Raw genomic sequence first — 25,031 nt, 5'->3', positions numbered from 1 at the left:
CCGGTTGTGATCCCGGCCGGCCTGCGAACATTTGATTTTTACCGGCGGCAGGGGACCTACGGCTTTACCCTGTTCAATACGGGCTTAGCGGAACTGCCCAACTGACGCGACTGTCACTCAGGCGATATTCAACCCACTCTGCAAATGCTCGGCGAGGCGTATCGCCGCCTCGCTGGGCCGCCGGCTCTTGAAGTGCAGGCCGATGCAGATCTCCCCCAGTTTCGGCAGCTGGCGCGAGTTGCGCAGAATGCGCAGGCTTTCCGGCACCGTGCTGCGGGTCAGCGCGGTGATACCCAGCCCCGCCTCCAGGGCTGACTGGATGCCGTTCAGGTCGGGAATGGTGAACACGTTGCGCGATTCGATACCCGCGGCCCGTAGTACCCTCTCGGCCCGCTTGCGATACATGCAGCCCTCCGGGGCCAGCACCAGCGGCAGGGGCTTCAGCAGCTGCGCCGAGTGTTTCTGGCTCGCCACCCACACCAGGTCATCGCGGATCACCACCTGGCCGTCCGGGTTGGCCTCGTCCTCCTGCAGGGCCAGGATCAGGTCGAAGTTCTCCCGCCTTCCCTTGGCCAGCAGGTTGCGGCTCAGGTCGCTGGTCACCTCCAGGGCGACATCCGGGTAGCTCTGGGAAAAGCTGCCGATAATCCGCGGCAACAGGGTGGAGGCAAACTCGCTGGGGATGCCCAGGTGCAGTTTGCCGGTCACCGAATTGCCGCTGAACTCCAGCACCAGTTCGTCGTTCAGTGCGAGTATCTTCCTCGCCTGTTCGTAGACGCGCAGGCCGCTCTCGGTGAGGCTCAGGGAGCGGCCCGCTCTCAACAGCAGTTGGCGGCCGAGGCGCTCCTCCAGCTGTTTCATCTGCAGGCTGATCGCCGGCTGCGAGCGCGCCAGCAGTTCCCCGGCCAGGGTGAAGCCGCCCGCATCGATCACGGTCACCAGGGTGCGCAGCCACTCGGTGGGGATATTCCTGTGTCCTGGTTGCATAAGGATTTCTAATGGAAAAATTGGAAGTATAAATTTAAAAAATCTTATCAGGGAGACTAGGATCGCTCAATAAATACAATTGAGGAGATCCCCATGGACCCGTTGAGAAGCCACCTTCAGCCCCTGGATGCCGAGCTGTATGCGGCCATCGAAGCCGAGCGCCGGCGCCAGGAAGAGCATATCGAACTGATCGCGTCCGAGAACTACACCAGCCCGGCGGTTATGGCCGCCCAGGGCTCGGTGCTCACCAACAAGTACGCCGAGGGCTATCCGGGCAAGCGCTACTACGGTGGCTGTGAGCATGTGGATACGGTCGAGCAGCTGGCGATAGAGCGCGCAAAACAGCTGTTCGGCGCCGACTACGCCAACGTGCAGCCCCATTCCGGCTCCCAGGCCAATGCGGCCGTGTATATGGCCCTGCTGCAGCCGGGGGACACCTTCCTCGGCCTGTCCCTGGATTGCGGCGGCCACCTGACCCACGGCGCCAGGCCGAACTTCTCCGGTCGTCTCTACAATGCAGTGCAGTACGGCCTGGACCCGCAGACGGGGCTGGTGGACTACGACCAGGTCGAGCGCCTGGCCCTGGAGCACAGGCCGAAGATGATCGTGGCCGGCTTTTCCGCCTATTCCCGGGTGATGGACTGGAAGCGTTTCCGCGAGATCGCCGACAAGGTGGGTGCCTACCTGTTCGTGGATATGGCCCATGTGGCCGGACTGGTGGCCGCCGGCCTCTACCCGAACCCGGTGCCCTTCGCCGATGTGGTCACCAGCACCACCCACAAGACACTGCGCGGGCCCCGCGGCGGCCTGATACTGGCCCGCGATGCCGAGGGCCTGGGCAAAAAGTTCAACTCGCTGATTTTCCCCGGTATCCAGGGCGGGCCGCTGATACACGTGATTGCGGCCAAGGCGGTGGCCTTCAGGGAGGCGCTGGCACCGGAGTTTGCCAGGTACCAGCAGAAGGTCATCGACAATGCCAGGGCCATGGCCGCAATTTTCCTCGCGCGGGACTTCGACATAGTGTCCGGCGGTACCGAGAACCACCTGCTGCTGATCGACCTGAGCAAGCGCGGCGTCACCGGCAAAGCCGCCGACGCGGCCCTGGGCGCCGCCAATATCACCGTCAACAAGAACACAGTGCCCAACGATCCGCAGTCGCCCTTCGTGACCAGTGGCGTGCGCATCGGCACGCCGGCGATCACCAGCCGCGGCATGGGCACCGCCGAGGCGGAACAGCTGGCGGGCTGGATCTGCGACCTCCTCGAGAAGCTCGAGGACCCGCAGGCACTGGAAGCGGAGCAGGAGCGGGTGCGGGCAAAGGTCGCGGAACTCTGCGCGGCCTTCCCCGTTTACGCCGGGGCCTGATTTTATGTCCCTGAGTGTTTTCGACCTGTTCAAGATCGGCATAGGTCCGTCCAGCTCCCACACCGTCGGGCCCATGAAGGCGGCGGGCCAGTTCCTGCAGCTGTTGCGTGACAAGAATGTGTTCGCACAGACCGCGCGGGTGAGTGCGCATATGTTCGGTTCCCTCGGCGCCACCGGCGTCGGCCACGGAACGACAAAGGCAGTGATGCTGGGCCTCGAGGGCGAGCAGCCGGAACTGGTGGACACCGCCAGTGTGGACGCGCGGGTGGAAGCCATCGAGAGCAGGCGCCGCCTGAACCTGGGCGGCGAGCGGCCCATCGCATTCAGTCCCGAGCGGGACCTGCTGTTGCTCGGCGAGGAGGAACTGCCCCTGCACGCCAACGGTATGCGCTTCAGTGCCTTCGACGAATCCGCAAAGCTGCTGACGGAGGAGGTCTACTACTCCGTCGGCGGCGGCTTTGTGGTGACCGAGCGCGAGGCGCAGGCGGATCGCGTGCCGGAACAGGCGCGCGCGGTGCGCTTCGATTTTGAGTCGGCGGAGGAGCTGCTGGCGATCTGCGCGCGCGAGGACTTGCGCATCAGCGATGTGATGCTGGCCAACGAGGCGTCCTGGCGCAGCGAGGCCGAGACCCGCGCGGGCCTGATGAAGATCTGGCAGGTGATGCAGGAGTGCGTCGCCAACGGCATCCGCAGCGAGGGAATCCTGCCCGGCGGCCTCAAGGTCAAGCGCCGCGCGGCCAACCTGAATCGCCAGCTGCTGAGCCGCCCCGAGGCCTGCCTGTCGGACCCGCTGTCGGCGCTGGACTGGGTCACCCTCTACGCGCTGGCGGTAAACGAGGAAAACGCAGCCGGCGGTCGTATCGTCACCGCGCCCACCAACGGCGCCGCCGGCATTATCCCCGCCGTACTCCACTACTACATGCGCTTTTCAAAAAATCCCACCGACGAGGATGTGGTGCGCTTCCTGCTCACCGCGGCGGCGGTGGGCATATTGTTCAAGAAAAACGCCTCCATCAGCGGCGCCGAAGTGGGCTGCCAGGGGGAGGTGGGTTCCGCTTGCTCCATGGCCGCGGCCGGTCTCGCCGAGGTGCTCGGCGGAACGCCCCGGCAGGTGGAAAATGCGGCGGAAATCGCCATGGAGCACAACCTGGGCCTGACCTGCGACCCGGTCGGCGGACTGGTGCAGGTACCCTGCATCGAGCGCAATGCGGTGGCGTCGATAAAGGCGATCAGCGCCGCGCGCATGGCCCTGCGCGGCGACGGCGAACACCTGGTATCGCTGGACAAGGTGATCCGCACCATGCGCGACACCGGTCGCGACATGCAGGACAAATACAAGGAAACCGCGCGCGGCGGCCTGGCGGTCAATGTGATCGATCTGCCGGTCAATATCATCGAATGCTAATCGGAAAAAGACCATGAAACAGGATTCACTGAAAACCCCACTCTACGACCTGCACCTGGAACAGGGCGGCAAGATGGTGTCCTTCGCCGGTTATGTGATGCCGGTGCAGTACAGCGCAGGAATAGTGCGCGAGCACCAGCACACGCGCGAAAAGATCGGCATCTTCGACGTCTCCCATATGGGCCAGCTGACCATCAGCGGCGCCAATGCGGTTGCCGAACTGGAAAAGCTGCTGCCGATAGACGTGGCCGCGCTGGAAATCGACCAGCAGTGCTATGCAGTACTCACCTCGGAAGAGGGCGGCATCCTCGACGATCTGATTGTCACCCGCTGGGCGGAGGACAAGTTCTTCCTGGTCGTCAACGCGGCTACCGCGGCTGGCGATATAGCGCATCTGCACAAGCACCTGCGCGGTTGCGAAATAGAAATATTGAGTCAGCGGGCGCTGCTGGCGGTGCAGGGCCCCCAGGCGAAGGACCTGCTGGCGGAGCTGTTGCCCGCCACCCAGCGGCTGACCTTTATGCGCGGCATGCGCGGCGAAATCCTCGGCTGCGACTGCTATATCACCCGCTCCGGTTACACCGGCGAGGACGGTTTCGAGATTTCCATCGCCGCGGGTGAAGTCGAAGCCTTTGTCCGCGCACTGCTGAAAGATGAGCGCGCGCAGATGATCGGTCTCGGCGCGCGGGACACGCTGCGCCTGGAGGCGGGCCTGTGCCTCTATGGCAATGATATGGACCGCAGCACCACTCCGGTGGAGGCGAGCCTGCTGTGGAGCATCGCGAAATCCCGCCGCGTCGACGGCGCCAGGGCCGGCGGTTTCCTCGGTGCGGATAGAGTGCTGGAGCAGATCACCAGCGGCGCAAACAAGAAGCGCGTCGGCTTCACGGTCGAGGGCAGGCTGCCGGTGCGCGCCGGCGCGGACATTATCGACGAGGCCGGCAATGTCGTGGGCAGGGTTACCAGCGGCGGCTACGGCCCGACCCTGGGCGCCGCCATCGCCATGGGCTATGTGGACCGCGGCTACGACAAAATCGGTACAGGCCTGCAGGCGCTGGTGCGCGGCAAGGCGGTGGCGATCACCGTGGCAAAGATGCCGTTTGTGCCGCAGCGCTATTACCGCGGCTAGTCCCGATGGTGCGTAGGGCGCAGCCTACAAAATAGGTAACTACTCACCCCTCGGGACTGGGGACTCGGGACTCGGGACTCGGGGCGTGTGTAGGTTGGGGTGAGCTTTGCGAACCCCAACATTGCCCGGGGCACCCGTTGGGCTTCGCTGCACTCAGCCCAACCTACCGGGCTGATTAGCGGCGTAGGGTGCGCCGTGTGCACCACCGGAAGCAGGTGCGGGCCAGATGGTGCGCACGGCGCACCCTACGGAATAATGAACTTTTGAATGGACCTAGAGATGAGCAACATCAAATACACCGAATCCCACGAGTGGTTCTCCGCCGACGGCGATATAGTCACCGTCGGCATCACCGATTACGCCCAGTCGCAGCTGGGCGACGTGGTGTTTGTCGAATTGCCGGAAGTGGACACTGAGGTGAGCGCCGGCGACGAGGTGGCGGTGATCGAGTCGGTAAAGGCGGCCGGGGATATCTCCCTGCCGTTCGACGCCACAGTGCTCGAGGTGAACGGCGCGCTGGAGGAGGATCCGGAACTGGTCAACCGCGATCCCATGGGCGAGGGCTGGTTTATGCGTATCAGGCTCGCCGATCCGGCGGCGCTGGACAAGCTGCTGAGCGCCGATGAATACGCCGCGCAGGCGGGTTGAGGGACGCGGAGAAAAACTATGTTGCAAGCCAAACACAGCATCCGCGACCTGGAAGACCGGGCGGAATTTTCCCGCCGCCATATTGGTCCGTCCGCGGACGATATCGGTCGCATGCTGCAGCTGCTCGGGCACAGCAGTCTCGAGGAGTTTATTAGCGAAGTCGTGCCCGGCGGCATCCGAATGCCCGGCGCGCTGGCGCTGGCGGAGGGAGTGCCGGAGCACGAGGCACTGGCGGAGATGCGCGCGCTGGGGGCGAAGAACAAGGCCTTCAGGTCCTTTATCGGCCAGGGCTATTACGGCACCCGCACGCCCAATGTGGTGCTGCGCAATATCCTCGAGAACCCGGCCTGGTACACCGCCTACACCCCCTATCAGCCGGAGATTTCCCAGGGCCGCCTGGAGGCGCTGTTCAACTTCCAGACGCTGGTCAGCGAACTGACCGGCATGGACCTGGCCAATGCCTCCATGCTCGACGAGGCCACCGCCGCGGCCGAGGCGATGACCCTGTGCCAACGCATGAGCAAATCCAAGGCCCGCAGTTTCTTCGTCGACCGCGACTGCCTGCCGCAGACCATCGAGGTGCTGAAAACCCGCGCCGAGCCGCTGGGTATCGACATTGTCGTCGGCGATCCGCTGGCGGATCTGGAAGGCCGCGAAGTGTTCGGTGTGCTGCTGCAGTACCCGGGCGCCAGCGGCGCGGTAAAAGACTATCGAAATGTTATTGAGGCAGTGCACGCCCAGCGCGGCCTGGTGGTGATGGCGGCGGATATTCTGAGCCTGGTGCTGCTGACACCACCGGGCCAGTTGGGCGCCGATGTCGCGGTCGGCTCCACCCAGCGCTTCGGCGTGCCCATGGGATTCGGCGGTCCCCACGCCGCCTATATGGCCACCCGCGAATCCTACAAGCGCTCGCTGCCGGGTCGCCTGGTGGGCCAGTCCATCGACAGCAGAGACAACCCCGCCTACCGCTTGGCACTGCAGACCCGCGAGCAGCATATCCGCCGTGAGAAGGCCACCTCCAATATCTGCACCGCGCAGGTGCTGCTGGCGGTCATGGCGTCGATGTATGCGGTCTATCACGGCCCGCAGGGCCTGCGCCGCATAGCCACGCGGGTGCACCACCTGACCGGCCTGCTGGCGCTTGGCCTCAAGCAGCTGGGTGCACAGCCGCAGAACGACAGCTGGTTCGATACCCTGACCGTCAGAGTCGAAAACGCAGCAGAAATTCACCAAAAGGCGGCGGAACGGGGCATCAACCTGCGCGCGATCGACGCAGACCATGTTGGTATTTCCCTCGACGAAACCGCGACGCAACAGGATGTGGAGATTCTCTGGGAAATCTTCGGCGGGAAACTGGATTTCGGCGAAATCGAATCGCAGGTATCGCCGGTGCTGCCGGGCGAACTGCTGCGCGATGACAATGCGCTGCTCAGCCAGGAGGTGTTCAACCGCTACCACTCAGAGACGGAGATGCTGCGCTACCTGCGCAGCCTGGCCGACCGCGATATCGCCCTCGATCGCGCGATGATCCCGCTGGGCTCCTGCACCATGAAGCTGAATGCCACCGCGGAGATGATCCCGGTGACCTGGCCGGAATTCGCCAATGTGCACCCCCTGGCACCGGCAGAACAGGTGCAGGGCTATGTCGAGCTGATCGAGAGCCTCGAGGCCATGCTGTGCGAGATCACCGGCTACGACGCCATCTCCCTGCAGCCCAACGCCGGCTCCCAGGGCGAGTACGCCGGCCTGCTGGCGATCCGCGCCTATCACGCCAGCCGTGGCGAGGGCGGGCGGGATATCTGCCTGATCCCCAGCTCCGCCCACGGCACCAACCCCGCCTCGGCGCAGATGTGCGGTATGCGGGTGGTGGTGGTCAAGTGCGACGAGCGGGGCAATGTCTGCCTTGACGACCTGCGCGAGAAGGCCGCCGAGCACAGCGGGCGGCTGGCGGCGATCATGGTCACCTATCCGTCCACCCACGGCGTCTTCGAGGAGGGTATCGGCGAACTCTGCGAAATAGTGCACCGGCACGGCGGCCAGGTGTATATCGACGGCGCCAACCTCAATGCGATGGTGGGCCTGTGCCAGCCGGGCAGATTCGGCGGCGACGTCTCGCACCTGAACCTGCACAAGACCTTCTGCATTCCCCACGGCGGTGGCGGCCCCGGTGTCGGCCCGGTGGCGGTGCGTTCACACCTGGCGGAATTCCTTCCCGGCGCTATCGGCGGCGGTGCAGGAGCCGGCGGGCGCCGCGGTGCGCCGGTGTCCGCGGCCAGTGCCGGCAGTGCCAGCATACTGCCGATCACCTGGATGTATATCCGCATGATGGGCCGCGGGGGCCTGCGCTCGGCCACACAAGTGGCGATCCTCAACGCCAACTACATAGCCGCGCGCCTGCAAAATCACTATCCGATCCTGTATCGCGGCAGCAGCGGCCGGGTGGCCCACGAGTGCATCGTCGACCTGCGCCCGCTGAAAGAGTCCAGCGGCATCTCCGTCGACGACGTGGCCAAGCGGTTGATCGACTACGGATTCCACGCGCCCACCATGTCCTTCCCGGTGGCGGGGACCCTGATGATCGAGCCCACCGAGAGCGAGTCCCTGGCGGAGCTGGATCGCTTCTGCGATGCGATGATCCGCATTCGCGCGGAAATAGCCCGGGTGGAGAGTGGCGACTGGCCGCCGGCCGACAACCCGCTGGTCAATGCGCCGCACACGGCGTCCGTGCTGGCCGCGGACGACTGGGCGCACCCCTACAGCCGCGCCGAGGCGGTATTCCCGCTGGACCAGTTGCGCGGGCGCAAGTACTGGCCGCCGGTGGGGCGGGTGGACAATGTGCACGGGGACAAGAACCTGGTGTGTTCCTGCGCGCCGGTTTCGGCTTACGAAGTGGAGTAGCGATGCGTCCGGAGAGGTGCTGAAATTAACTCAAGCTTCGGAGTTCACATCGAGGTCTGAGAGGCTCTCGGTGGCACTGCGCGCGGCCCTGCTGGTGGTGGTTACCTGGCAAATATTTACCGATCAGGTTTTTTGCCAGGTAACCACCACCAGCAGGGCCGCTCGAAGCTGCCTCACTTCGACACCGCCAATTCCGGTGAACTCCGAAACTTGAGAAATTAAAAGGCCGGGTGCAAATTGCCCCGGCCTTTTTCATTGACTGCGGTGTGGGTGAACTAATGGCAGGTACAGGTCAGGCACTGGGCCGACCTGCCTTCCCTGCCCACATCGATGCGATCCGCCGAACATTCGAGGTCGTCATTGAAGTCGCAGGCTTCCACCTTGCAGGCGCCGACACCTGCGGAGCGGCGGCTGCGGGTATGGGTGCTGTTGTCGAAGTAGGTATCGCAGCCGGGGTTGTCGCCGTCGCCGATGGTAATGGCGCGGGCGTGGCAGTTGTTGTCGGTGTTGTAGGCGCACCTGGAGACGGTGCACCGGGCGACTTCCGGCATGTCGGTGGCGATGATCATAGGGAGGCTCGCTAAACTTTCCGGCTATTTATGAGCATAGTTCAGCGCAGGTGATTGTCAATTGAGGCGCCGCCGGTAGGCAGGCGGTCCCGCCCGTCGGCGCGGGACCGCCTGCTCATAGTGATGACTGAAGGTGGGAAGAAAGTGCGCGCTTTAATGTTTTGTATAGGTCAGGCAGTTCGCCGAGTCGCCCCGGGAGCCAACCTGGATGCTGTCGGCGGTACACTCGAAATCCCGGTTGTGGGCGCAGTCGTCCATCTTGCAGGCGCCCACTCCGGCGGTGCGGCTGCTGCGGGTGTGCCTGTCGCTATCGAAGTAGGTGTCGCAGTCGGGGTCCGAGCCCTCGCCGATGGTGATGGCGCGCGCGTGGCAGCCGTCGTCGGCGTTGTAAGCGCATTCGCTGATAACACACTTGGCAACTTCGGGCATATCGGTCGCAATGATCATGGCGGGACTCTCTCGGGTAGTGGGGATCTTTCACGATCGAGCCTAGTCCAGGTTGCCCTGCTGTCAATGCGCCGGCGATAGCGACCATCCGCTAATGGCGGTCGGTCCCCTTCGTCGGGTATAAAGATCATTGGCGCGTCAAGATAATAAATGCGCGGAGTGACGAATGATCGGCAAGTCCTACCTGCTCGTTTTTGCCCTACTGTATGTGGCGCTGCTGTTTGCGGTGGCCTGGCGCGCCGAGCGGCGCAAGCAGTGGCTGCTGCGCTACCGCCCGCTGGTCTACGCGCTGACGCTGGCCGTCTACTGCAGCTCCTGGACCTTCTTCGGCGCCGTGGGCCAGGCGGTCAGTAACACCTGGAGTTACCTGCCCATCTACCTGGGGCCCATGCTGCTGTTCCTGTTTGGCGGCGCCTTCCTGCGCAAGCTGATGCTGGTGAGCGAGCGGCAGAAGGTGACCTCCATCGCCGACTTCATCGGCTCCCGCTACGGCAAGAGTCAGGGACTGTCGGCGCTGGTGACTCTGTTGGCGATTGTCGGCAGCCTGCCCTATATCGCCCTGCAGCTGCGCGCCGTGGCCATGGCCTGGGACACCACAGGCGCGGGGCCGGAATCCGGCGGCTTCTTTGATCTCGATACCGCCTTCGCCACGGCCCTCCTGATGGGCGTCTTCGCGATGCTGTTCGGCACCCGCCACCTGGAGGGGCGCGAGCGCAACCGCGGGGTGGTGGCGGCGATTGCGCTGGAGTCGGTGGTCAAGCTGCTGGCCTTCGCCGCGGTGGCCGCGCTGGCCACCTGGCTGCTGGCGAGCGGCGGGCGCTACGGGGATATCGACCTGCAGCTGGATCCGCTGCTACCCGACGCCAACTTCCTGACCCAGACGCTGCTGGCCACGGTGGCCATCATCTGCCTGCCACGCCAGTTCCATATGGCGGTGGTGGAATTCCAGGACCAGCGCGACCTGCGCGCGGCGCGCTGGCTGCTGCCGCTCTACCTGGGGCTCTTCTCCCTGCTGATACTGCCGATCGCCCTGGCCGGGCAGCCGCTGCTGGCCCGGGGGCTGCTGGATCCGGACAGCCTGATGCTGACGCTGCCGATGGCCAGCGGCAGCGACGCGCTGACCCTGCTCGCCTATATCGGCGGCTTCTCCGCGGCCACCGGCATGGTGATAGTGGCCGCGGTGACCCTGGCGGTGATGATTTCCAACGAACTGGTGGCGCCGCTGTGGCTCTTCCTGAGCCGCTTTACGCCCCTGTCGGCGGCCTCCCTGGGCAACCACCTGCGGCTCATTCGCCGCCTCAGTATCCTGTTGTTACTGCTGCTGAGCTGGGGCATGCACAGGGCCATCACCGGCGTGGCGCCGCTGGCCTCCATCGGCCTCCTGTCCTTCGCCGCCGCCGCGCAGCTGGCGCCGGCGCTGATCGGCGCCCTCTACTGGCGCCGCGCCCACCGTCTGGGGGTACTGGCGGGGCTGGTGGCCGGCTACGGCCTCTGGTTCTATTGCCTGGTGCTGCCGGCGGTCTACCCGGAGCACCGGCTGCTCGCCGAGGGGCCGTTCGGGTTGCAGTGGCTGCGGCCTGAGCAGCTGTTCGGCCTCAGCGCCCTGGACCCGCTCAGCCACGGTGTCTTCTGGAGCCTGCTGGCCAACGTGCTGCTGTTTGCGACCGTGTCCCTGCTGTGCCGCCCGCGGGAGCGCGACCTCCGCCAGGCGGACGCCTTCGTCGAGCTGAGCGAAACCGACAACGGCGCCGACCTGGAGCAGACGGCCATCGGCGTGGGCCAGTTGAAGAGCCTGATGCAGCCTTTCGTCGGCCGTAAACGCCTGCAACAGATCTGGAGCGGCTTCGAACAGCGCAGCGGCCAGCGACTGCTGGCGGACGACGGGGCGCCGCGCTTTGCGGTGGCCGAGGCGGAGAGCATTCTCGCCGGCATCGTCGGCTCCGCCACCGCCCACCAGGTGATGGACCTTCTGCGGGCCAACCGCCCCTTCCAGTTGGAGGATATAGCGCGGCTGGTGGACGGCACCTCGCAGAAGCTGCGCTTTTCCCAAGAGCTGCTGCAGACCACGGTGGAGACGGTTGGCCAGGGCATCAGCGTGGTGGACGCGGACCTGCGCCTGGTGGCCTGGAACCGGCACTATATCGAGCTGTTCGACTACCCGGAGCGGCTGCTGTATATCGGCTGCCCGGTGGAGAAACTCTACCGCCACAACGCCGAGCGGGGCCTCTACGGCGAGGGCGTGGATATAGAGGCGGAGATAGAGCGACGCCTGCAACTGCTGCGCCACGGCAGCGCCCATCGCTTCGAGCGCCGCCTGCCGAACGGCACCATCGTCGAAGTGCGCGGCACGCCCATGCCCGGCGGCGGTTTCGTGACCACCTTTACCGACATCAGCGACTACCGCGCCGCGGTGGACGCACTGGAGGAGAACCGGCGCACCCTGGAACAGCGGGTGGAGCAGCGCACCGCGGAACTGCGGGCCAGCAACGAGGCCCTGCAGGCGGAGAACCGCCGCCGCGCCGAGGTGGAGGCGCAGATGCGCGAACTGCACGCGGCCAAGACCCGCTTCCTCGCCCATACCAGCCACGACCTGCTGCAGCCGATCAATGCCGCGCGCCTGTTTATCGCCTCGGCGCAGCAGAAGGCGGAGCGCAGCGCCTGGGAGGAAACGGTGGAGGATATCGGCCATATCGACAGCGCGCTGAATTCCGCCGAGCAGCTGATCGGCGCCCTGCGCGAGATCAGCCGCCTGGATGCCGGCAACCTGACCCCGCGGCGCGAGCACTTCCCAATCGGCGAGCTGCTCGACGGTCTCACCGTCGAGTGCCAGGCCATTGCCGCCAGCCGCGGCCTGCAGCTGCGCTACGCGCGCTCGTCCGCCTGGGTCTACAGCGACAGGCACCTGCTGCGGCGCATACTGCAGAATTTCCTCAGCAATGCGCTGCACTACACCGCCCGCGGAAGGGTGCTGGTCGGCGCGCGCCGGCGCGGGCGCGAGCTGGAAATCCAGGTGTGGGATACGGGTCCCGGCATAGCGCCCGAGGCCCAGGCGCGGATATTCGAGGAGTTCGTGCGTCTATCTCCCGCTGGACGCTGTTTCGCTGAGGGCTCTTCCTCCGCGGACAGGCCCGCGGACAAGGGGCTGGGGCTGGGGCTGGCGATCGCCAAGCGCAGCGCGGACCTGCTCCAGCACCCGATAGGGGTGCAGTCGGTGCCGGGCCGCGGTGCCCTGTTCTCCATCCGCGCACCTCTGGGGGTGGCGGAACCGGCGCGGCCGGCGGCGCCGCAGCCGCAGGTCGCCGGCGCCGACCTGTCCGGCACCCGGGTGCTGTGTATCGACAACGAGGAATCGATACTGCGCGGCATGCTGAGCCTGCTCTCCGGCTGGGGCTGCCGGGTGACCGCGGTGCGCTCGCTGCAACAGGCGCTGGCCGACTGGCCCGGCGCACAGCCGCCACAGCTGGTCATCGTCGACTACCACCTGGATCGCAACGAGACGGGCATAGGCGCGCTGGATGGACTGGGTGAGCACTGGGGGCAGCCGCTGCCGGGCATACTGGTAAGCGCGGATATCTCCGAACAGGTGCGCGACGCCGCCGCCAGCCGTGGTTATTTCTATCTCTCCAAGCCGGTAAAACCGGCGGCGCTGCGCAACCTGGTGCGGCGCCTGGCCAGGCGGCAGCCGGTGGGGGAGAGTGGTTAGTGGCTGGCGGTCAGTGTAAGGTGCGCCGTGCGCACCATTGGCCGAGCGGTGCGCACGGCGCACCCTGCGAGAGTCCCCATCCTACAGGCAATATCCCATCAAGCCATGGCTGGCGAGTGCTTCGGCGGCGGGGTGAACTGTCCCGGCGGCTCCACATCCAGGCTGGCCAGGGCCAGCACCGCCTGGGTGCGGGAATTGACATCCAGTTTGCGGAATAGCGCCGTCAGATGTGCCTTGACCGTGGCCTCGGTGACATTCATCTCGTAGGCGATCTGCTTGTTCAGCAGCCCCTCGGCGAGCATGGTGGCGACGCGGAACTGCTGCGGCGTCAGCGAGGCCACCACATCGGCCACCGCCATCTCGGAGGATTCCGCCGCGCACCGGGCGGCCGCGCCCTCGGGCAGCCAGATCTCTCCCGCCAGTGCCCGCTGCAGCGCCTCCCCGATCGTCTCCACCGGCGCCGATTTGGGCAGGAAACCGCAGGCGCCGTAGTCGATGGCGCGGCACATGACCTCCGGCTTCTCGTTGGCGGATACCACCATCACCGGCAGTTCCGGGTACTGGCCGCTGAGGAAAATCAGGCCGCTGAAACCGCGTGCGCCGGGCATATGCAGGTCCAGCAGCAGGAGGTCGCAGTCGCCGTGTTCGGCCGCAGAGCGCTGCAGGCTTTCCATATCCTCCGCCTCGTACAGCTCGGCGTCGGGAAATGCCTGCACAATGGACTGGCGCAGGGCGCTGCGGAACAGGGGGTGGTCGTCGGCGATAATGAATTTTTGCACTGCATTATTGGTATTCGAGTGCATACCCATCGCTCCCTCATCATCAATAGGCCCTTCGGGAAGGGCAGGTGCGTACACGGATTATGTTTTTCTAAGTGTACGTTCAGGAATCGTCGCTTTCTTATTATTTATAACTATCGTCTTCTGTTGTTGTAGGAGCGGCCCATGGCCGCGATCGATCTCGCCGGTTACACCGGACTCCGATCGCGGCCATGGGCCGCTCCTACAGGAGTAATATTCCAGTCCCGAGTCCCGAGTCCCGGTTATGTCGTTTCGGCCAGCGCCGCGCGCCCATCGATCAACTGCTGCACCACCGACGGGTCCGCCAGGGTGGAGATATCCCCCAACTGGTCGCACTCGTCGGCGGCGATCTTGCGCAGTATGCGCCGCATGATCTTGCCGGAGCGGGTCTTCGGCAGGCCTGGCGCCCACTGGATCACATCCGGGGTGGCGATGGGGCCTATCTCGGTGCGCAGCCAGTTACGGAGCTGCAGGCGTATCTCCTCGCTGGGCTCGACACCGCTGTTCAGGGTCACGTAGATATAAATTCCCTGGCCCTTCAGGTCGTGCGGGTAGCCGACCACGGCCGCCTCGGCCACCGCTTCGTGGGCCACCAGCGCGCTCTCCAGCTCGGCGGTGCCCATGCGGTGGCCGGAAACATTGAGTACGTCATCCACGCGCCCGGTGATCCAGTAGTAGCCGTCTGCATCGCGGCGCGCGCCGTCACCGCTGAAGTACATGTCGTTGAAGGTGCTGAAGTAGGTGTCGATAAAGCGCTGGTGGTCGCCGAATATCGTGCGTGCCTGGCCGGGCCAGCTGTCGAGGATGACCAGGTTGCCCTCCGCAGTGCCCTCGAGGATCTTTCCCTCGTTGTCCACCAGCGCCGGCCGCACGCCGAAGAAGGGGCGGGTGGCGGAGCCGGGTTTCAGGTCGGTGGCGCCGGGCAGCGGCGTCAGCATGGCGGCCCCGGTTTCGGTCTGCCACCAAGTGTCGACGATGGGGCACTGGCTGCGGCCGAAGGTGCGGTGGTACCACTTCCACGCCTCGGGGTTGATCGGTTCGCCCACGGTGCCGAGCAGGCGCAGGCTGGAGAGGTCTGCGCCGGCCACCGGCCTGCCGCCCTCGGCCATCAGTGCGCGGATGGCCGTCGGTGCTATGTAGAGGATATTGATCCGGTGGTCGTCGATAATCTGGGCCACGCGGGTCACGTCCGGGTAGTTGGGCACCCCCTCGTACATCACCGTGGTGGCGCCATTCGCCAGCGGGCCGTAGATGATATAGGAGTGACCGGTAACCCAGCCGATATCCGCCGCACACCAGTAGCGCTCGCCGCGCCGGTAGTCGAACACGTACTCGTGGGTCAGGGAGGCGTAGGTCAGGTAGCCGCCGCCGGTGTGCAGTACGCCCTTGGGTTTGCCGGTGGAGCCGGAGGTGTAGAGGATGAACAGCGGGTCCTCCGCGTTCATTTCCTCCGCCGGGCAGTCGCCGCTCTGCCCGGCCACCAGCTCGCTGTAGTCGCAGTCGCGCTGCGGGTTCCAGGGCACCTTGTCGCTGGTGTAATCGACCACCACCACCTTGTCCACAGTGGTCTCGCGACACAGCGCCACCGCCTTGTCGACGTTCTCTTTCAGCACCACTGGTTTGCCCCCGCGCACGCCGGTGTTGGCGGTGACCACGATGCGGGACCTGCCGTCGTCCATACGCCCCGCCAGCGCCTCCGGCGAGAAACCGGCGAAGACCACCGAGTGCACGGCACCGATGCGCGCACAGGCCAGCATGGCCACGGCCGCTTCCGGGATCATAGGCATGTAGATGGTGACCACATCGCCTTTCCGCACGCCGAGGGACTTGAGGCCGTTGGCGAAGCGGCAGACATCCGCGTGCAGTTCGCAGTAGCTGATCTCGCGGGACACACCGGGCTCGTCGCCTACCCGCAGGATGGCGGTGCTGTCGCCGTGCTCGGCCAGGTGGCGGTCGAGGCAGTTGGCGGCGACGTTGAGGGTGCCGTCGGCATACCAGCGGATGTGCAGGTCGTCTTTCGCGAATGAGACGTCCTTCACCTGGCTGTAGGGCTTTATCCAGTCGAGCCGCTGGCCCTGTTCGCGCCAGAAGCCCTCGCTGTCTTCGATGGAGCGGTTGTAGCGTTCCAAATACCCGGCTCCGTCCAGCAGTGACTTTTCCGCATAGGCCTGGGGGACGGGATAAACAGTTTCCTCGGACACGGTGGACCTCATCATCTTGGCTGTTTTCTGTTTCCCCCATTCTGCATGCCCGCCGCAGCGCCGCGTATTAGACATAAGTCGAAAGCGGGGGATGGAGGGATAGAGGGATAGAGGGAAAGAGGGAAAGAGGGAAAGAGGGAAAGAGGGAAAGAGGGAAGGGGCTTGGACTTTGGTCGAAACCGGGGCCGGTTTAGACCAATGGTTAATACCCAAACGGGGGGCAAAGCGTTTTCATCGTCGGCGACAAGGCAGTAATTCGACAAACTGCGCTCGGAGGGAGCTTATGTCGTTCATAAAAATAAAACCTGCCCGCATCACGGCGGGCCTCGTTTCAGCGATGATGATCAACCTGGTTCCACTGGTCGCCGCCGCGCAGACCAGCACCGAAAAGCTTCAACTGCGCATTGAAGAGCTGCAGGCGCAGGTCGACAGGCTCGCCGCCGAGGCGGAGCAGCAGCGCCGTACCGAGGTGGAGAATCCGGAGCCGCCCCGGCAACCGCAGGGCACGCAGATAGAGATCGGCGGCTTCATGAAGCTCGACAGCCAGTTCAGCGGCTACTCCGACGGCAGCTCGGCCACCGCCGGGATCGGCGAGGACTTCCTGGTGGCCTCCACGATACCCGTCGGCGGTGAGGGTGGCGATACCAGATTCCACTCCCACGCCAAGTCGTCGCGGTTGTGGATCAAGAGCCGCGCCGCGGTCGCCGGCGGCCAGGTGAACACCCACCTGGAAATCGATGCCATGGCCAGCGGCCAGGGCGACGAGCGCATCAGCAACTCCTACGCCCAGCGCCTGCGCCACGCCTATGTGGACTGGCAGATGGACGAGCGCAACAGCCTGCTTGCCGGCCAGACCTGGTCAACCTTCTTCAATGTGGGCGCACTGCCGGAGGGTATGGATTTCGTCGGCCCGGTGGGCACCATTTTCGAGCGCCAGCCGCAGCTGCGCTATACGCGCAGGATCGGCGGCGGCAGCCTGCAGCTGGCCGCGGAAAACCCTGCCACGACACTCTATAACGGCTCGGAAAACCCCTATGACGACAGCAGTGCGCCGGACCTGGTGCTGCGCTACAACAACAGCGCCGGCGATTTCAGTTATTCGGTGGCGTCGATGAGCCGTGAGTTGGCCTACGACAGCGGCACTGGTAACGAGTCTATGCGCGGCCACGCGATCAGTGTATCGGGAAAATACCAGTTCGGCCGCGACGATATCCGCTTTATGCTGAGTTCCGGCAACGCGCTGGGCCGCTATATGGGCCTCAACGGCTTCCGTGCCGGTATTATCGAGGCGGACGGTGGTATTGAGTTGATCGACCAGACCGGGGGCTATGTTGCCCTGCGCCACTTCTGGAACGACGAGTGGCGCAGCAACCTGGTGCTTTCGGCTTCCGAGGCCGACAACCCGGAGTCGGTTTCCGATACCACCCCTTCCGCCTATCGGAGCCTGCATCTGAACCTGCTCTACTCGCCGATTCCGAAAATGACCCTGGGTGGCGAGTATATTCTCGCCAGCAAGGAGGTAGAGAATGGCAGCGGTACGCTTGCCGACGATGAGGGAGAGCTGCAGCGGCTGCAGTTTTCGGTAAAGTATGTTTTCTGATGATGCCCTCCCTTGTAGGAACGGCGGACGGTCGCCCCGCCGTTCCTACAAGGAGAAAATAGTTTCCGGTAAATTGACAATAACTCTTGATAATAACTTGGGAGAAAAAGATGAGTTTTGAAAGTGAACAACACGCGGATGCTTACTGGAAGGAGAACCTGCGCCTGATGCTCAGCCTGCTGGTCATATGGTTCGCGGTTTCCTTCGGCTGCGGCGTCCTTCTGGTCGACGAGCTGAACACGATCCGCCTCGGCGGTTTCAAGCTCGGTTTCTGGTTTGCCCAGCAGGGCTCCATCTATGTGTTCCTGGCACTGATCGTCGTTTATGTGCACAAGATGAATCAGCTGGACCGCAAATATGATGTACACGAAGACCACGAAGAACCGGAAGAGTTTGAAGAAGCACTCGAAGAAGAGTTCGGCCAGTAGGAGCAGACCATGGATATCCAAACCCTCACATTCCTGATTGTCGGAGCCACCTTTGCGCTCTATATCGGTATCGCCATCTGGGCCCGGGCCGGATCCACCCACGATTTCTATGTCGCCGGCGGCGGCGTCAACCCGGTGGCCAACGGCATGGCCACGGCGGCGGACTGGATGTCGGCGGCCTCCTTTATCTCCATGGCCGGACTGATTTCCTTTATGGGCTACGACGGCGCCGTCTACCTGATGGGCTGGACCGGCGGCTATGTGCTGCTGGCGCTTTGCCTGGCGCCCTACCTGCGCAAGTTCGGCAAGTTCACGGTACCGGCCTTTATCGGCGACCGCTACTACTCGAATACCGCGCGCACCGTGGCGGTGATCTGCGCGGTGTTTGTCTGCTTTACCTATGTGGCGGGGCAGATGCGCGGTGTCGGCGTGGTCTTCTCGCGTTTCCTGGAGGTGGACATCACCACCGGCGTGATCATCGGTATGGCGATCGTCTTCTTCTACGCGGTGCTCGGCGGCATGAAGGGTATCACTTATACCCAGGTGGCCCAGTACTGCGTGCTCATCTGCGCCTACCTGGTGCCGGCCATCTTTATTTCCATCATGATGACCGGCCATGTGATTCCGCAGATCGGCTTCGGTTCTGAGCTGAACGACGGCTCCGGTACCTACCTGCTGGACAAGCTCGATGGCCTCTCCACGGAACTCGGCTTCGCCGAGTACACCTCGGGCACCAAGAGCACCATCGACGTCTTCTTTATCACTGCCGCGCTGATGGTGGGCACCGCTGGCCTGCCGCACGTGATAGTGCGCTTCTTCACCGTGCCCAGGGTGCGGGATGCGCGCAAGTCCGCCGGTTGGGCACTGCTGTTTATCGCACTGCTCTATACCACCGCACCGGCCATCGCGACTTTTGCGCGGGTGAACATGATCGACACCATCAACGGTCCGGATGCCCAGGGTACCCTCCGCGAAGAGGCGCCCAGCTGGATAGACAACTGGGAGAGCACCGGCCTGATCTCCTGGGAGGACAAGAACGGCGACGGCAGGATGTTCTACGCCGGCGACGAGCGCAACGAGATGAGTATCGACCGCGACATCATGGTGCTGGCGAACCCGGAAATCGCCGACCTGCCGGCCTGGGTGATCGCGCTGGTGGCGGCCGGCGGTATCGCCGCGGCCCTGTCCACCTCGGCGGGCTTGCTGCTGGTGATCTCGACCTCCATTTCCCACGATCTGCTGAAACGCAACCTGATGCCGCAGATCACCGACAGGCAGGAACTGCGCTACGCGCGCATAGCCTCGGCGGTGGCCATCTGTATCGCCGGCTATCTGGGTATCAACCCACCGGGTTTTGTCGCCCAGGTGGTGGCCTTTGCCTTCGGGCTGGCCGCGTCGTCCTTCTTCCCGGCCATCATCCTCGGCATCTTCAGCAAGCGCATGAACAAGGAGGGGGCGATTGCGGGCATGGTTTCCGGCATCACCTTCACCGCGGCCTATATCATCTACTTCAAGTTCATCGACCCGGCCGCGAACACTCCGGACAACTGGTGGTTCGGTATCTCACCGGAGGGTATCGGCACCCTGGGTATGCTGCTGAATTTCGCCGTGGCGATAGGAGTAGCGCGCTTCACCTCCGAAGCACCGAAAGATGTGCAGGAGATGGTGGCCCATATCCGCTTCCCGAAAGGGGCCGGCGAGGCCAGCGCGCACTGACCGCTGACTGAAAACACCCCACCAACCTTGGCGAGACACTCGGGTTCCCTCAGGAGTGCTCGCCTTTTTTCTTTTTATCCGCTTCGGGGCTTTGCTGGAGCCCGCGTCAGTTGGCGGCCTCCCAGGCCATCAGCAGCAGCTCGTCGTCATCTCCCGGTAGATTGATTGTCCTCTCCGCCCGCATGCCGAGCTTCTCCAGCAGGCGTACCGAGGGCGTGTTGTCCGGCAGGGCTATGGCGACTATGCGTTTCAGGCCTATTTCCTCGCGGCCGTATTGCATCACCGCCTGCGCTGCTTCCAGCGCGTAACCCTGGTTGCGGTAGTCCGGCAGCAGGGTGAAGCCGATATCCACATCGTCCAAGCCGTCGCGCCTGATCAGGCCGCAGGTGCCTATGGGGGTGCCGTCCTTCAGTTCCACCTTGTAGAGGCCGAATTTGTGCTGGCGGTACATGGCCATGGGACCGTCGACGATGTAGCGGCGGGCGTCGTCCTCGGTGCGCACGCCGCGGTCGCCCACGTTGCTCAAGAAGTCGGGATCGGTCAGCACCGCGACTATCAGCGGGGCATCTTCCTCGGTGAATTCGCTCAGGGTCAGTCGCGGGGTCTGTAACAGGGCCATGGCAGAGTCCTTTTTGGAAAAGCGCTATTCTGCCGGTGTGATGGCGACCTGTCAGCGCAGCGTATGCAGAAACTGCAGGTGTCGCTCGTACTGGGCGAGGATATCCGTCAGCAGCTGGTCACTGGTCCAGCCCATCACGTCGTAGTCCTGGCCGCCCTCCTGCAGGTGCACTTCCGCGCGGAAGTACTTGTCCTCTGAGCCGTCGTCTGTAGTGTCATCCAGTTCCTGCTCGGACAGGTTCATATGCTCCGGCCTCAGGGCACTGGGCTTCAGGTGTGCCTTGGGGTGAATGCCGTAGAGGAAGTCCACCTCGTCACCCTGGAAAACCTGCAGGTAAACGTAACTGTTCTCGCCGTGGGAGATCTTTACCGAGTAGCCGTTTTTCTCCATTTCCCCGGCGAACTCCCTGAGTGCGGGCTCACCTATATCGCGGATATATTCCCGCACCTCCTCCAGCGACGGCAGCTGGATCAGGTTTTTGAGCCGCCGCTGCCAGCTTACCGGATTGCGCGCAGTGATCGGCGCTACCGGCGCAGTCTGCGCCTCCCGCTTGACGGTATCGGTGCGCAGGGCCGAGATGAGCCCATAGATGGCGGTGAGCAGTATCAGCGAGAAGGGCAGGGCGCTGGCGATCACCGCCGTCTGCAGCGAGGCCAGGCCGCCGGCCAGCAGCAGCGATATGGCCACCACGCCGATCAGTGTGCACCAGAAGACCTGCTGCCACCGGGGCGTGTCGTCGCGGCCGTGGGAGGCGAGCATGTTCACCACCAGGGCCCCGGAATCCGCCGAGGTCACGAAGAAGACCACCACCATGACCACGGCAATAAACGAGAAGAGGCCCGACAGCGGGAATTGCTCAAGGAACTGGAACAGCGCCAGTGACTGGTCTTCGCTCACCACTTCGCCCAGGGAGGTGAGCCCCTCGTTCAGGATCATGTGAATCGCGGAGTTGCCGAAAAAAGTCATCCACAGCAGGGTCACGCCTGCGGGCACCAGCATGGCGCCGACGACGAATTCGCGAATGGTGCGCCCGCGGGAGATGCGCGCGATAAACAGGCCCACAAACGGCGACCAGGACATCCACCAGCCCCAGTAGAGAATGGTCCAGCCACCCAGCCAGTCGGTGGGCTCATAGGCGTAGAGGTTGAAGGTCTTGCTGACCAGCACCGACAGGTAGCTGCCGAAGTTCTGCACAAACGCCTGCAGCAGGTAGACGGTGCTGCCGAACAGCAGCACCATCAACATCAGCAGCCCCGCCAGGCCCATATTCAGCTGCGACAGCCGCTTGATGCCCACATCCAGGCCCATGACCACGGAAATGGTGGCGAGAATCGTGGTCACGACGATCAGCACCACCTGCACGCCCTGGCCCACCGGCAATCCGAACAGGTGATTGAGGCCGGAGTTGATCTGCAGCACGCCGTAGCCCAGGGTCGTGGCCACCCCGCAGACGGTGCCGACTATCGCGAAGACATCCACCGCGTGACCGATAGGGCCGTAGATGCGCTCGCCGATCATCGGGTAGAGGGCCGAGCGCAGGGTCAGCGGCAGCTTGTGGCGGTAGCTGAAATAGGCCAGGATCAGCGCGACTATCGCATAGATGGCCCAGGCGTGCAGGCCCCAGTGGAAAAAGGTCAGCACCATCGCCTGGCGCGCCGCGGCCACTGTCCCCGTTTCGCCCACCGGTGGGTTCAGGTAGTGCATCACCGGCTCGGCGACGCCGAAAAACAGCAGGCCTATGCCCATGCCGGCGGAAAACAGCATCGCGAACCAGGAGCCGTAGTCGTAATCGGGTTCGGCGTGTTCGGGCCCCAGCTTGATTTCGCCGAATCGCGAGACACCGATAACGACTACGCTGATCAGGATGATCGCCACCACCAGCACGTAGTACCAGCTCATATTGGTGACGATGCCCGACTGCAGCGCCTTGAAGCGCGCGGTGGCATCGTCGGGGAAGAACACCGCATAGGCCACCAGCAACAGCAGTGCCCCGGTCGCCGTGTAGAATACCGGGGGATTGAAGTGGCCTTTGTCGTTGTGGGTGTTCATCGCGGAGTTTCCAACCAGTATCGGGTCGACGCAGGTTAAAATGTGCGCCCGTCGGATTCAGCATAGTAAAAGCCATTGTATAGGCAGTTGACAAATAACGAGGCAGCTGTTCATGCTGAAAATTTCTAAGAGCCTGGCGATTCCGCTGGCGGAAATCGAAATGACCGCAGTGCGCGCCCAGGGGGCCGGTGGCCAGAATGTCAACAAGGTGTCCAGCGCGATTCACCTGCGTTTTGATATCCGCGCCTCCTCGCTGCCTGATGACATCAAGCAGCGCCTGCTGAAATTGCGCGACAGCCGCATCTCCGGCGAGGGTGTCGTGGTGATCAAGGCGCAGCGTTTCCGCACCCGGGAGAAGAATCGCGAGGATGCGCTGCAGCGCCTGGCCGCGCTGCTGGAAAAGGCCACCAGGCGGCAAAAGAAGCGCATTCCCACCAAGCCCGGCAAGGTGGCCAGGGAGCGGCGCCTGAAAAGCAAGACACACCGAGGACAGGTGAAGTCGCTGCGCGGCAAGGTGCGCGAGTAGCGGTAGATAGTTGATGTGTAGGGGGCGAACCTTGTGTTCGCCCAAATAGCCGTAGGGTGCGCCGTGGCAGAAAATGCTCCTGCATTTTCTGCCACGGCGCACCCTACGGCCATAGTTTATTGGTAGAGACAGCCAACAGGAGCTTTTATGTCTGTGCGCTACAACGCAACCGAACTGCAGATTTTTGCCGGCGAACTGTTCCAACGCGCCGGCCTGGCTGCGGAGAGAGCCGGGGTAATGGCGAAGGTCTTTCTGCAGGCAGACCTGCTGGGCTTTACCACCCACGGCATGAACCGGGTGGCGAGCAACCTGCGCTGGCTGCTGGATGGCGAATCCCGCCGCGACGGCGAGCCTGTGGTACTGGCGGATCGCGGCAACTGCTTCAACTGGGATGCGGATTTCCTGCCCGGCCCCTGGGTGCTGACCCGGGCGATAGAGGAAGCGCTGCAGCGGCTTCCGGAGCAGGGCGTCGTCACCGCCACGATACGCCGCAGCCAGCATATCGCCTGCCTGGCCGCCTACCTGCCGCCGATTGTCGAGGCCGGCTATGTGGCGATACTGACCTGCTCCACGCCGGCGGAAAACACTGTATCGCCCCAGGGCAGCCGGGATCCGCTCTTCTCCGCCAATCCGCTCGCCTTCGCCGCCCCCGCCGGCGACTACCCGCTGCTCTTCGATATCAGCATGTCGGTGACCGCCGGCGGGTATGTGACGAGGGCGCAGCGCGAGGGCAAAAAAATGCCGACAAAATGCCTGAAGGACAGTGACGGCAACCTCTCCGACGACCCAGCCGCGTTCGAGAAGGGTGGCAGCATCCTGCCGGTGGGCGGTGCCGAGCACGGCTACAAGGGCGCGGCCCTGTCCGCGATGCTGGAAGTACTGTCCATGGCACTGAGCGGCTATGGCCGCGCCGATGCAGCGGCGAAGACTGACGACGAAGCCAATTCGGTTTTCCTGCAGATTATCGATCCGCAGGCCTTCGGTCCGCGCGCGGACTTCCTGCGCCAGACGGCGGCGCTGTGCGGCCTGTGGGAAAACAGCCGCAGTGACGGTGATGGGCCTGTGCGGGTACCGGGCCAGCGCGCCTGGGCATCGCGCGCAAAGCAGTTGCGCGAGGGCGTCGAGCTGTATCCGACGATTATGCAGGACCTGAAGCCCTGGGCGGAAAAGCTCGATGTCGCCGTACCGCAGCCTCAGTCGGAGTGATGCCGATAGCGGCCAGGGCGAGCACACGGTTCGCCCCTAGGGTCTGGCACTGGGGTAATCGGTAAAGAAATGGGAATGATGAAAGAAATCGAGCAGATACTGCAATTTATCGTCGAGGTCGAGAAGCTGAAATCGGTGTTGCGCAAGACAAGGCCGGTAGGTCTTGAGCGGCGCGAGAACTCCGCCGAGCACAGCTGGCATGTATGCCTGGCGGCGCTGATGCTGAAGGATTACGCGAACGAGCCGGTGGACGTTGATCGCGTTATCCGCATGCTGCTGATCCACGACCTGGGCGAGATAGATGCCGGCGACAGGATCGTCTACGCCAGTGAAACCGCGGCGCAGAAAGAAGCGGAGGCGGCGGGCGTGAAGCGGGTACTCGCGATGCTGCCGGGAGGCAGGGGCGAGGAATTTTTCGATCTCTGGTGCGAATTCGAGGCCGGCGAGACGGCGGAATCCCGCTATGCCCGCGCCATAGACCGGGTGCCGCCGCTGCTGCACAACCTGCATGGCGGAGGGCACGCGTGGCAGGAAAACAAAATTTCGAAAGAGCAAGTCTTCGCGGTCAATTGCCGTATCGACGACGGCAGTCACGAACTGTGGCGAGTGATAGAAGAGAGACTGCAGGGCGCGGTAGCCAACGGAATCCTTAAATAGCCTGTGTAGCCGGTAGGATGGGCAAAGGAGCGCAGCGACGTGCCCATCACCTGTTGATGGGCACGCTGCGCTTTGCCC

The 25,031-nt window shown here is 63.9% G+C and carries 19 protein-coding genes; 12 read left to right on the top strand and 7 right to left on the bottom strand.

Annotated features, from left to right (window positions below):
* Positions 1–117: 117 nt before the first annotated feature.
* Entirely contained in the window at positions 118–987 is an 870-nt protein-coding gene (locus AC6R19_RS04505) for a LysR family transcriptional regulator (RefSeq protein ID WP_500578442.1), read from the bottom strand.
* Positions 988–1,080: 93 nt separating this feature from the next.
* On the opposite strand from AC6R19_RS04505, the gene glyA reads away from it, so the two are divergent.
* The 5 genes from glyA to gcvP all read left to right on the top strand — a co-directional run bounded on the left by glyA (position 1,081) and on the right by gcvP (position 8,432).
* The gene (gene glyA, locus AC6R19_RS04500) at positions 1,081–2,352 is read left to right on the top strand and encodes a serine hydroxymethyltransferase (protein ID WP_500578441.1); all 1,272 of its coding nucleotides are present in this window, start codon (positions 1,081–1,083) and stop codon (positions 2,350–2,352) included.
* A gap of 4 nt (positions 2,353–2,356) precedes the next feature.
* Positions 2,357–3,757, top strand: coding sequence for an L-serine ammonia-lyase (locus tag AC6R19_RS04495; protein WP_500578440.1), 1,401 nt, complete (start codon positions 2,357–2,359; stop codon positions 3,755–3,757).
* Between the two features lie 13 nt (positions 3,758–3,770).
* Complete coding sequence (gcvT, locus tag AC6R19_RS04490) at positions 3,771–4,886, top strand: glycine cleavage system aminomethyltransferase GcvT (protein ID WP_500578439.1); 1,116 nt, start codon at positions 3,771–3,773, stop codon at positions 4,884–4,886.
* Positions 4,887–5,165: 279 nt separating this feature from the next.
* A complete protein-coding gene (gene gcvH, locus AC6R19_RS04485; RefSeq protein WP_500578438.1) occupies positions 5,166–5,534 on the top strand; it encodes a glycine cleavage system protein GcvH in 369 nt (122 codons plus the stop codon).
* An 18-nt stretch (positions 5,535–5,552) separates the two neighbouring features.
* Complete coding sequence (gcvP, locus tag AC6R19_RS04480; RefSeq protein ID WP_500578437.1) at positions 5,553–8,432, top strand: aminomethyl-transferring glycine dehydrogenase; 2,880 nt, start codon at positions 5,553–5,555, stop codon at positions 8,430–8,432.
* A 275-nt stretch (positions 8,433–8,707) separates the two neighbouring features.
* On the opposite strand, the gene AC6R19_RS04475 is transcribed toward gcvP, so the two are convergent.
* Together AC6R19_RS04475 and AC6R19_RS04470 are read right to left on the bottom strand one after the other, a co-directional pair.
* Positions 8,708–9,001 (bottom strand): DUF1540 domain-containing protein, encoded by a 294-nt coding sequence (locus tag AC6R19_RS04475; RefSeq protein ID WP_500578436.1) that lies wholly within the window; start codon positions 8,999–9,001, stop codon positions 8,708–8,710.
* 153 nt (positions 9,002–9,154) lie between these two features.
* A complete protein-coding gene (locus AC6R19_RS04470) occupies positions 9,155–9,448 on the bottom strand; it encodes a DUF1540 domain-containing protein (RefSeq protein ID WP_500578435.1) in 294 nt (97 codons plus the stop codon).
* A 166-nt stretch (positions 9,449–9,614) separates the two neighbouring features.
* Between AC6R19_RS04470 and AC6R19_RS04465 the strand changes: the two genes are divergently transcribed.
* Entirely contained in the window at positions 9,615–13,151 is a 3,537-nt protein-coding gene (locus tag AC6R19_RS04465) for a PAS domain-containing hybrid sensor histidine kinase/response regulator (protein WP_500578433.1), read from the top strand.
* 98 nt (positions 13,152–13,249) lie between these two features.
* On the opposite strand, the gene AC6R19_RS04460 is transcribed toward AC6R19_RS04465, so the two are convergent.
* Positions 13,250–13,954, bottom strand: a complete 705-nt coding sequence (locus AC6R19_RS04460) for a LuxR C-terminal-related transcriptional regulator (protein WP_500578431.1) — start codon at positions 13,952–13,954, stop codon at positions 13,250–13,252.
* Positions 13,955–14,193: 239 nt separating this feature from the next.
* A complete protein-coding gene (gene acs / locus AC6R19_RS04455) occupies positions 14,194–16,152 on the bottom strand; it encodes an acetate--CoA ligase (RefSeq protein ID WP_500578595.1) in 1,959 nt (652 codons plus the stop codon).
* A 283-nt stretch (positions 16,153–16,435) separates the two neighbouring features.
* Between acs and AC6R19_RS04450 the strand changes: the two genes are divergently transcribed.
* The 3 genes from AC6R19_RS04450 (at position 16,436) to AC6R19_RS04440 (ending at position 19,896) form a co-directional block, all read left to right on the top strand.
* The gene (locus AC6R19_RS04450) at positions 16,436–17,752 is read left to right on the top strand and encodes a DcaP family trimeric outer membrane transporter (protein ID WP_500578429.1); all 1,317 of its coding nucleotides are present in this window, start codon (positions 16,436–16,438) and stop codon (positions 17,750–17,752) included.
* Between the two features lie 110 nt (positions 17,753–17,862).
* Positions 17,863–18,180: a DUF4212 domain-containing protein gene (locus AC6R19_RS04445; RefSeq protein WP_500578427.1), complete on the top strand. Its 318-nt coding sequence runs from the start codon at positions 17,863–17,865 to the stop codon at positions 18,178–18,180.
* Between the two features lie 9 nt (positions 18,181–18,189).
* Positions 18,190–19,896 (top strand): sodium:solute symporter family protein, encoded by a 1,707-nt coding sequence (locus AC6R19_RS04440; RefSeq protein WP_500578425.1) that lies wholly within the window; start codon positions 18,190–18,192, stop codon positions 19,894–19,896.
* 106 nt (positions 19,897–20,002) lie between these two features.
* On the opposite strand, the gene AC6R19_RS04435 is transcribed toward AC6R19_RS04440, so the two are convergent.
* Complete coding sequence (locus tag AC6R19_RS04435) at positions 20,003–20,515, bottom strand: GNAT family N-acetyltransferase (RefSeq protein WP_500578424.1); 513 nt, start codon at positions 20,513–20,515, stop codon at positions 20,003–20,005.
* A gap of 51 nt (positions 20,516–20,566) precedes the next feature.
* On the bottom strand, positions 20,567–22,564 hold the full coding sequence (locus AC6R19_RS04430; RefSeq protein WP_500578423.1) for a BCCT family transporter: 1,998 nt from the start codon (positions 22,562–22,564) through the stop codon (positions 20,567–20,569).
* Positions 22,565–22,676: 112 nt separating this feature from the next.
* On the opposite strand from AC6R19_RS04430, the gene arfB reads away from it, so the two are divergent.
* From arfB to AC6R19_RS04415, 3 genes are all read left to right on the top strand, one after another.
* Positions 22,677–23,090: an alternative ribosome rescue aminoacyl-tRNA hydrolase ArfB gene (arfB, locus tag AC6R19_RS04425; RefSeq protein ID WP_500578422.1), complete on the top strand. Its 414-nt coding sequence runs from the start codon at positions 22,677–22,679 to the stop codon at positions 23,088–23,090.
* A gap of 147 nt (positions 23,091–23,237) precedes the next feature.
* Complete coding sequence (locus AC6R19_RS04420; protein WP_500578421.1) at positions 23,238–24,296, top strand: Ldh family oxidoreductase; 1,059 nt, start codon at positions 23,238–23,240, stop codon at positions 24,294–24,296.
* A gap of 75 nt (positions 24,297–24,371) precedes the next feature.
* Positions 24,372–24,953: an HD domain-containing protein gene (locus AC6R19_RS04415; protein WP_500578419.1), complete on the top strand. Its 582-nt coding sequence runs from the start codon at positions 24,372–24,374 to the stop codon at positions 24,951–24,953.
* Positions 24,954–25,031 lie beyond the last annotated feature (78 nt).

Source organism: Microbulbifer sp. SE14 (genome assembly GCF_059834885.1).
Note: the sequence above shows the minus strand (reverse complement) of the source record. Positions and strands in the feature narration are given on the sequence as shown.

Coding starts and splice junctions, on each gene's coding strand:
- AC6R19_RS04505 (WP_500578442.1), bottom strand. CDS start 987: ATGCAACCAGGACACAGGAATATCCCCACCGAGTGGCTGCGCACCCTG.
- glyA (WP_500578441.1), top strand. CDS start 1,081: ATGGACCCGTTGAGAAGCCACCTTCAGCCCCTGGATGCCGAGCTGTAT.
- AC6R19_RS04495 (WP_500578440.1), top strand. CDS start 2,357: ATGTCCCTGAGTGTTTTCGACCTGTTCAAGATCGGCATAGGTCCGTCC.
- gcvT (WP_500578439.1), top strand. CDS start 3,771: ATGAAACAGGATTCACTGAAAACCCCACTCTACGACCTGCACCTGGAA.
- gcvH (WP_500578438.1), top strand. CDS start 5,166: ATGAGCAACATCAAATACACCGAATCCCACGAGTGGTTCTCCGCCGAC.
- gcvP (WP_500578437.1), top strand. CDS start 5,553: ATGTTGCAAGCCAAACACAGCATCCGCGACCTGGAAGACCGGGCGGAA.
- AC6R19_RS04475 (WP_500578436.1), bottom strand. CDS start 9,001: ATGATCATCGCCACCGACATGCCGGAAGTCGCCCGGTGCACCGTCTCC.
- AC6R19_RS04470 (WP_500578435.1), bottom strand. CDS start 9,448: ATGATCATTGCGACCGATATGCCCGAAGTTGCCAAGTGTGTTATCAGC.
- AC6R19_RS04465 (WP_500578433.1), top strand. CDS start 9,615: ATGATCGGCAAGTCCTACCTGCTCGTTTTTGCCCTACTGTATGTGGCG.
- AC6R19_RS04460 (WP_500578431.1), bottom strand. CDS start 13,954: ATGCACTCGAATACCAATAATGCAGTGCAAAAATTCATTATCGCCGAC.
- AC6R19_RS04450 (WP_500578429.1), top strand. CDS start 16,436: ATGTCGTTCATAAAAATAAAACCTGCCCGCATCACGGCGGGCCTCGTT.
- AC6R19_RS04445 (WP_500578427.1), top strand. CDS start 17,863: ATGAGTTTTGAAAGTGAACAACACGCGGATGCTTACTGGAAGGAGAAC.
- AC6R19_RS04440 (WP_500578425.1), top strand. CDS start 18,190: ATGGATATCCAAACCCTCACATTCCTGATTGTCGGAGCCACCTTTGCG.
- AC6R19_RS04435 (WP_500578424.1), bottom strand. CDS start 20,515: ATGGCCCTGTTACAGACCCCGCGACTGACCCTGAGCGAATTCACCGAG.
- AC6R19_RS04430 (WP_500578423.1), bottom strand. CDS start 22,564: ATGAACACCCACAACGACAAAGGCCACTTCAATCCCCCGGTATTCTAC.
- arfB (WP_500578422.1), top strand. CDS start 22,677: ATGCTGAAAATTTCTAAGAGCCTGGCGATTCCGCTGGCGGAAATCGAA.
- AC6R19_RS04420 (WP_500578421.1), top strand. CDS start 23,238: ATGTCTGTGCGCTACAACGCAACCGAACTGCAGATTTTTGCCGGCGAA.
- AC6R19_RS04415 (WP_500578419.1), top strand. CDS start 24,372: ATGATGAAAGAAATCGAGCAGATACTGCAATTTATCGTCGAGGTCGAG.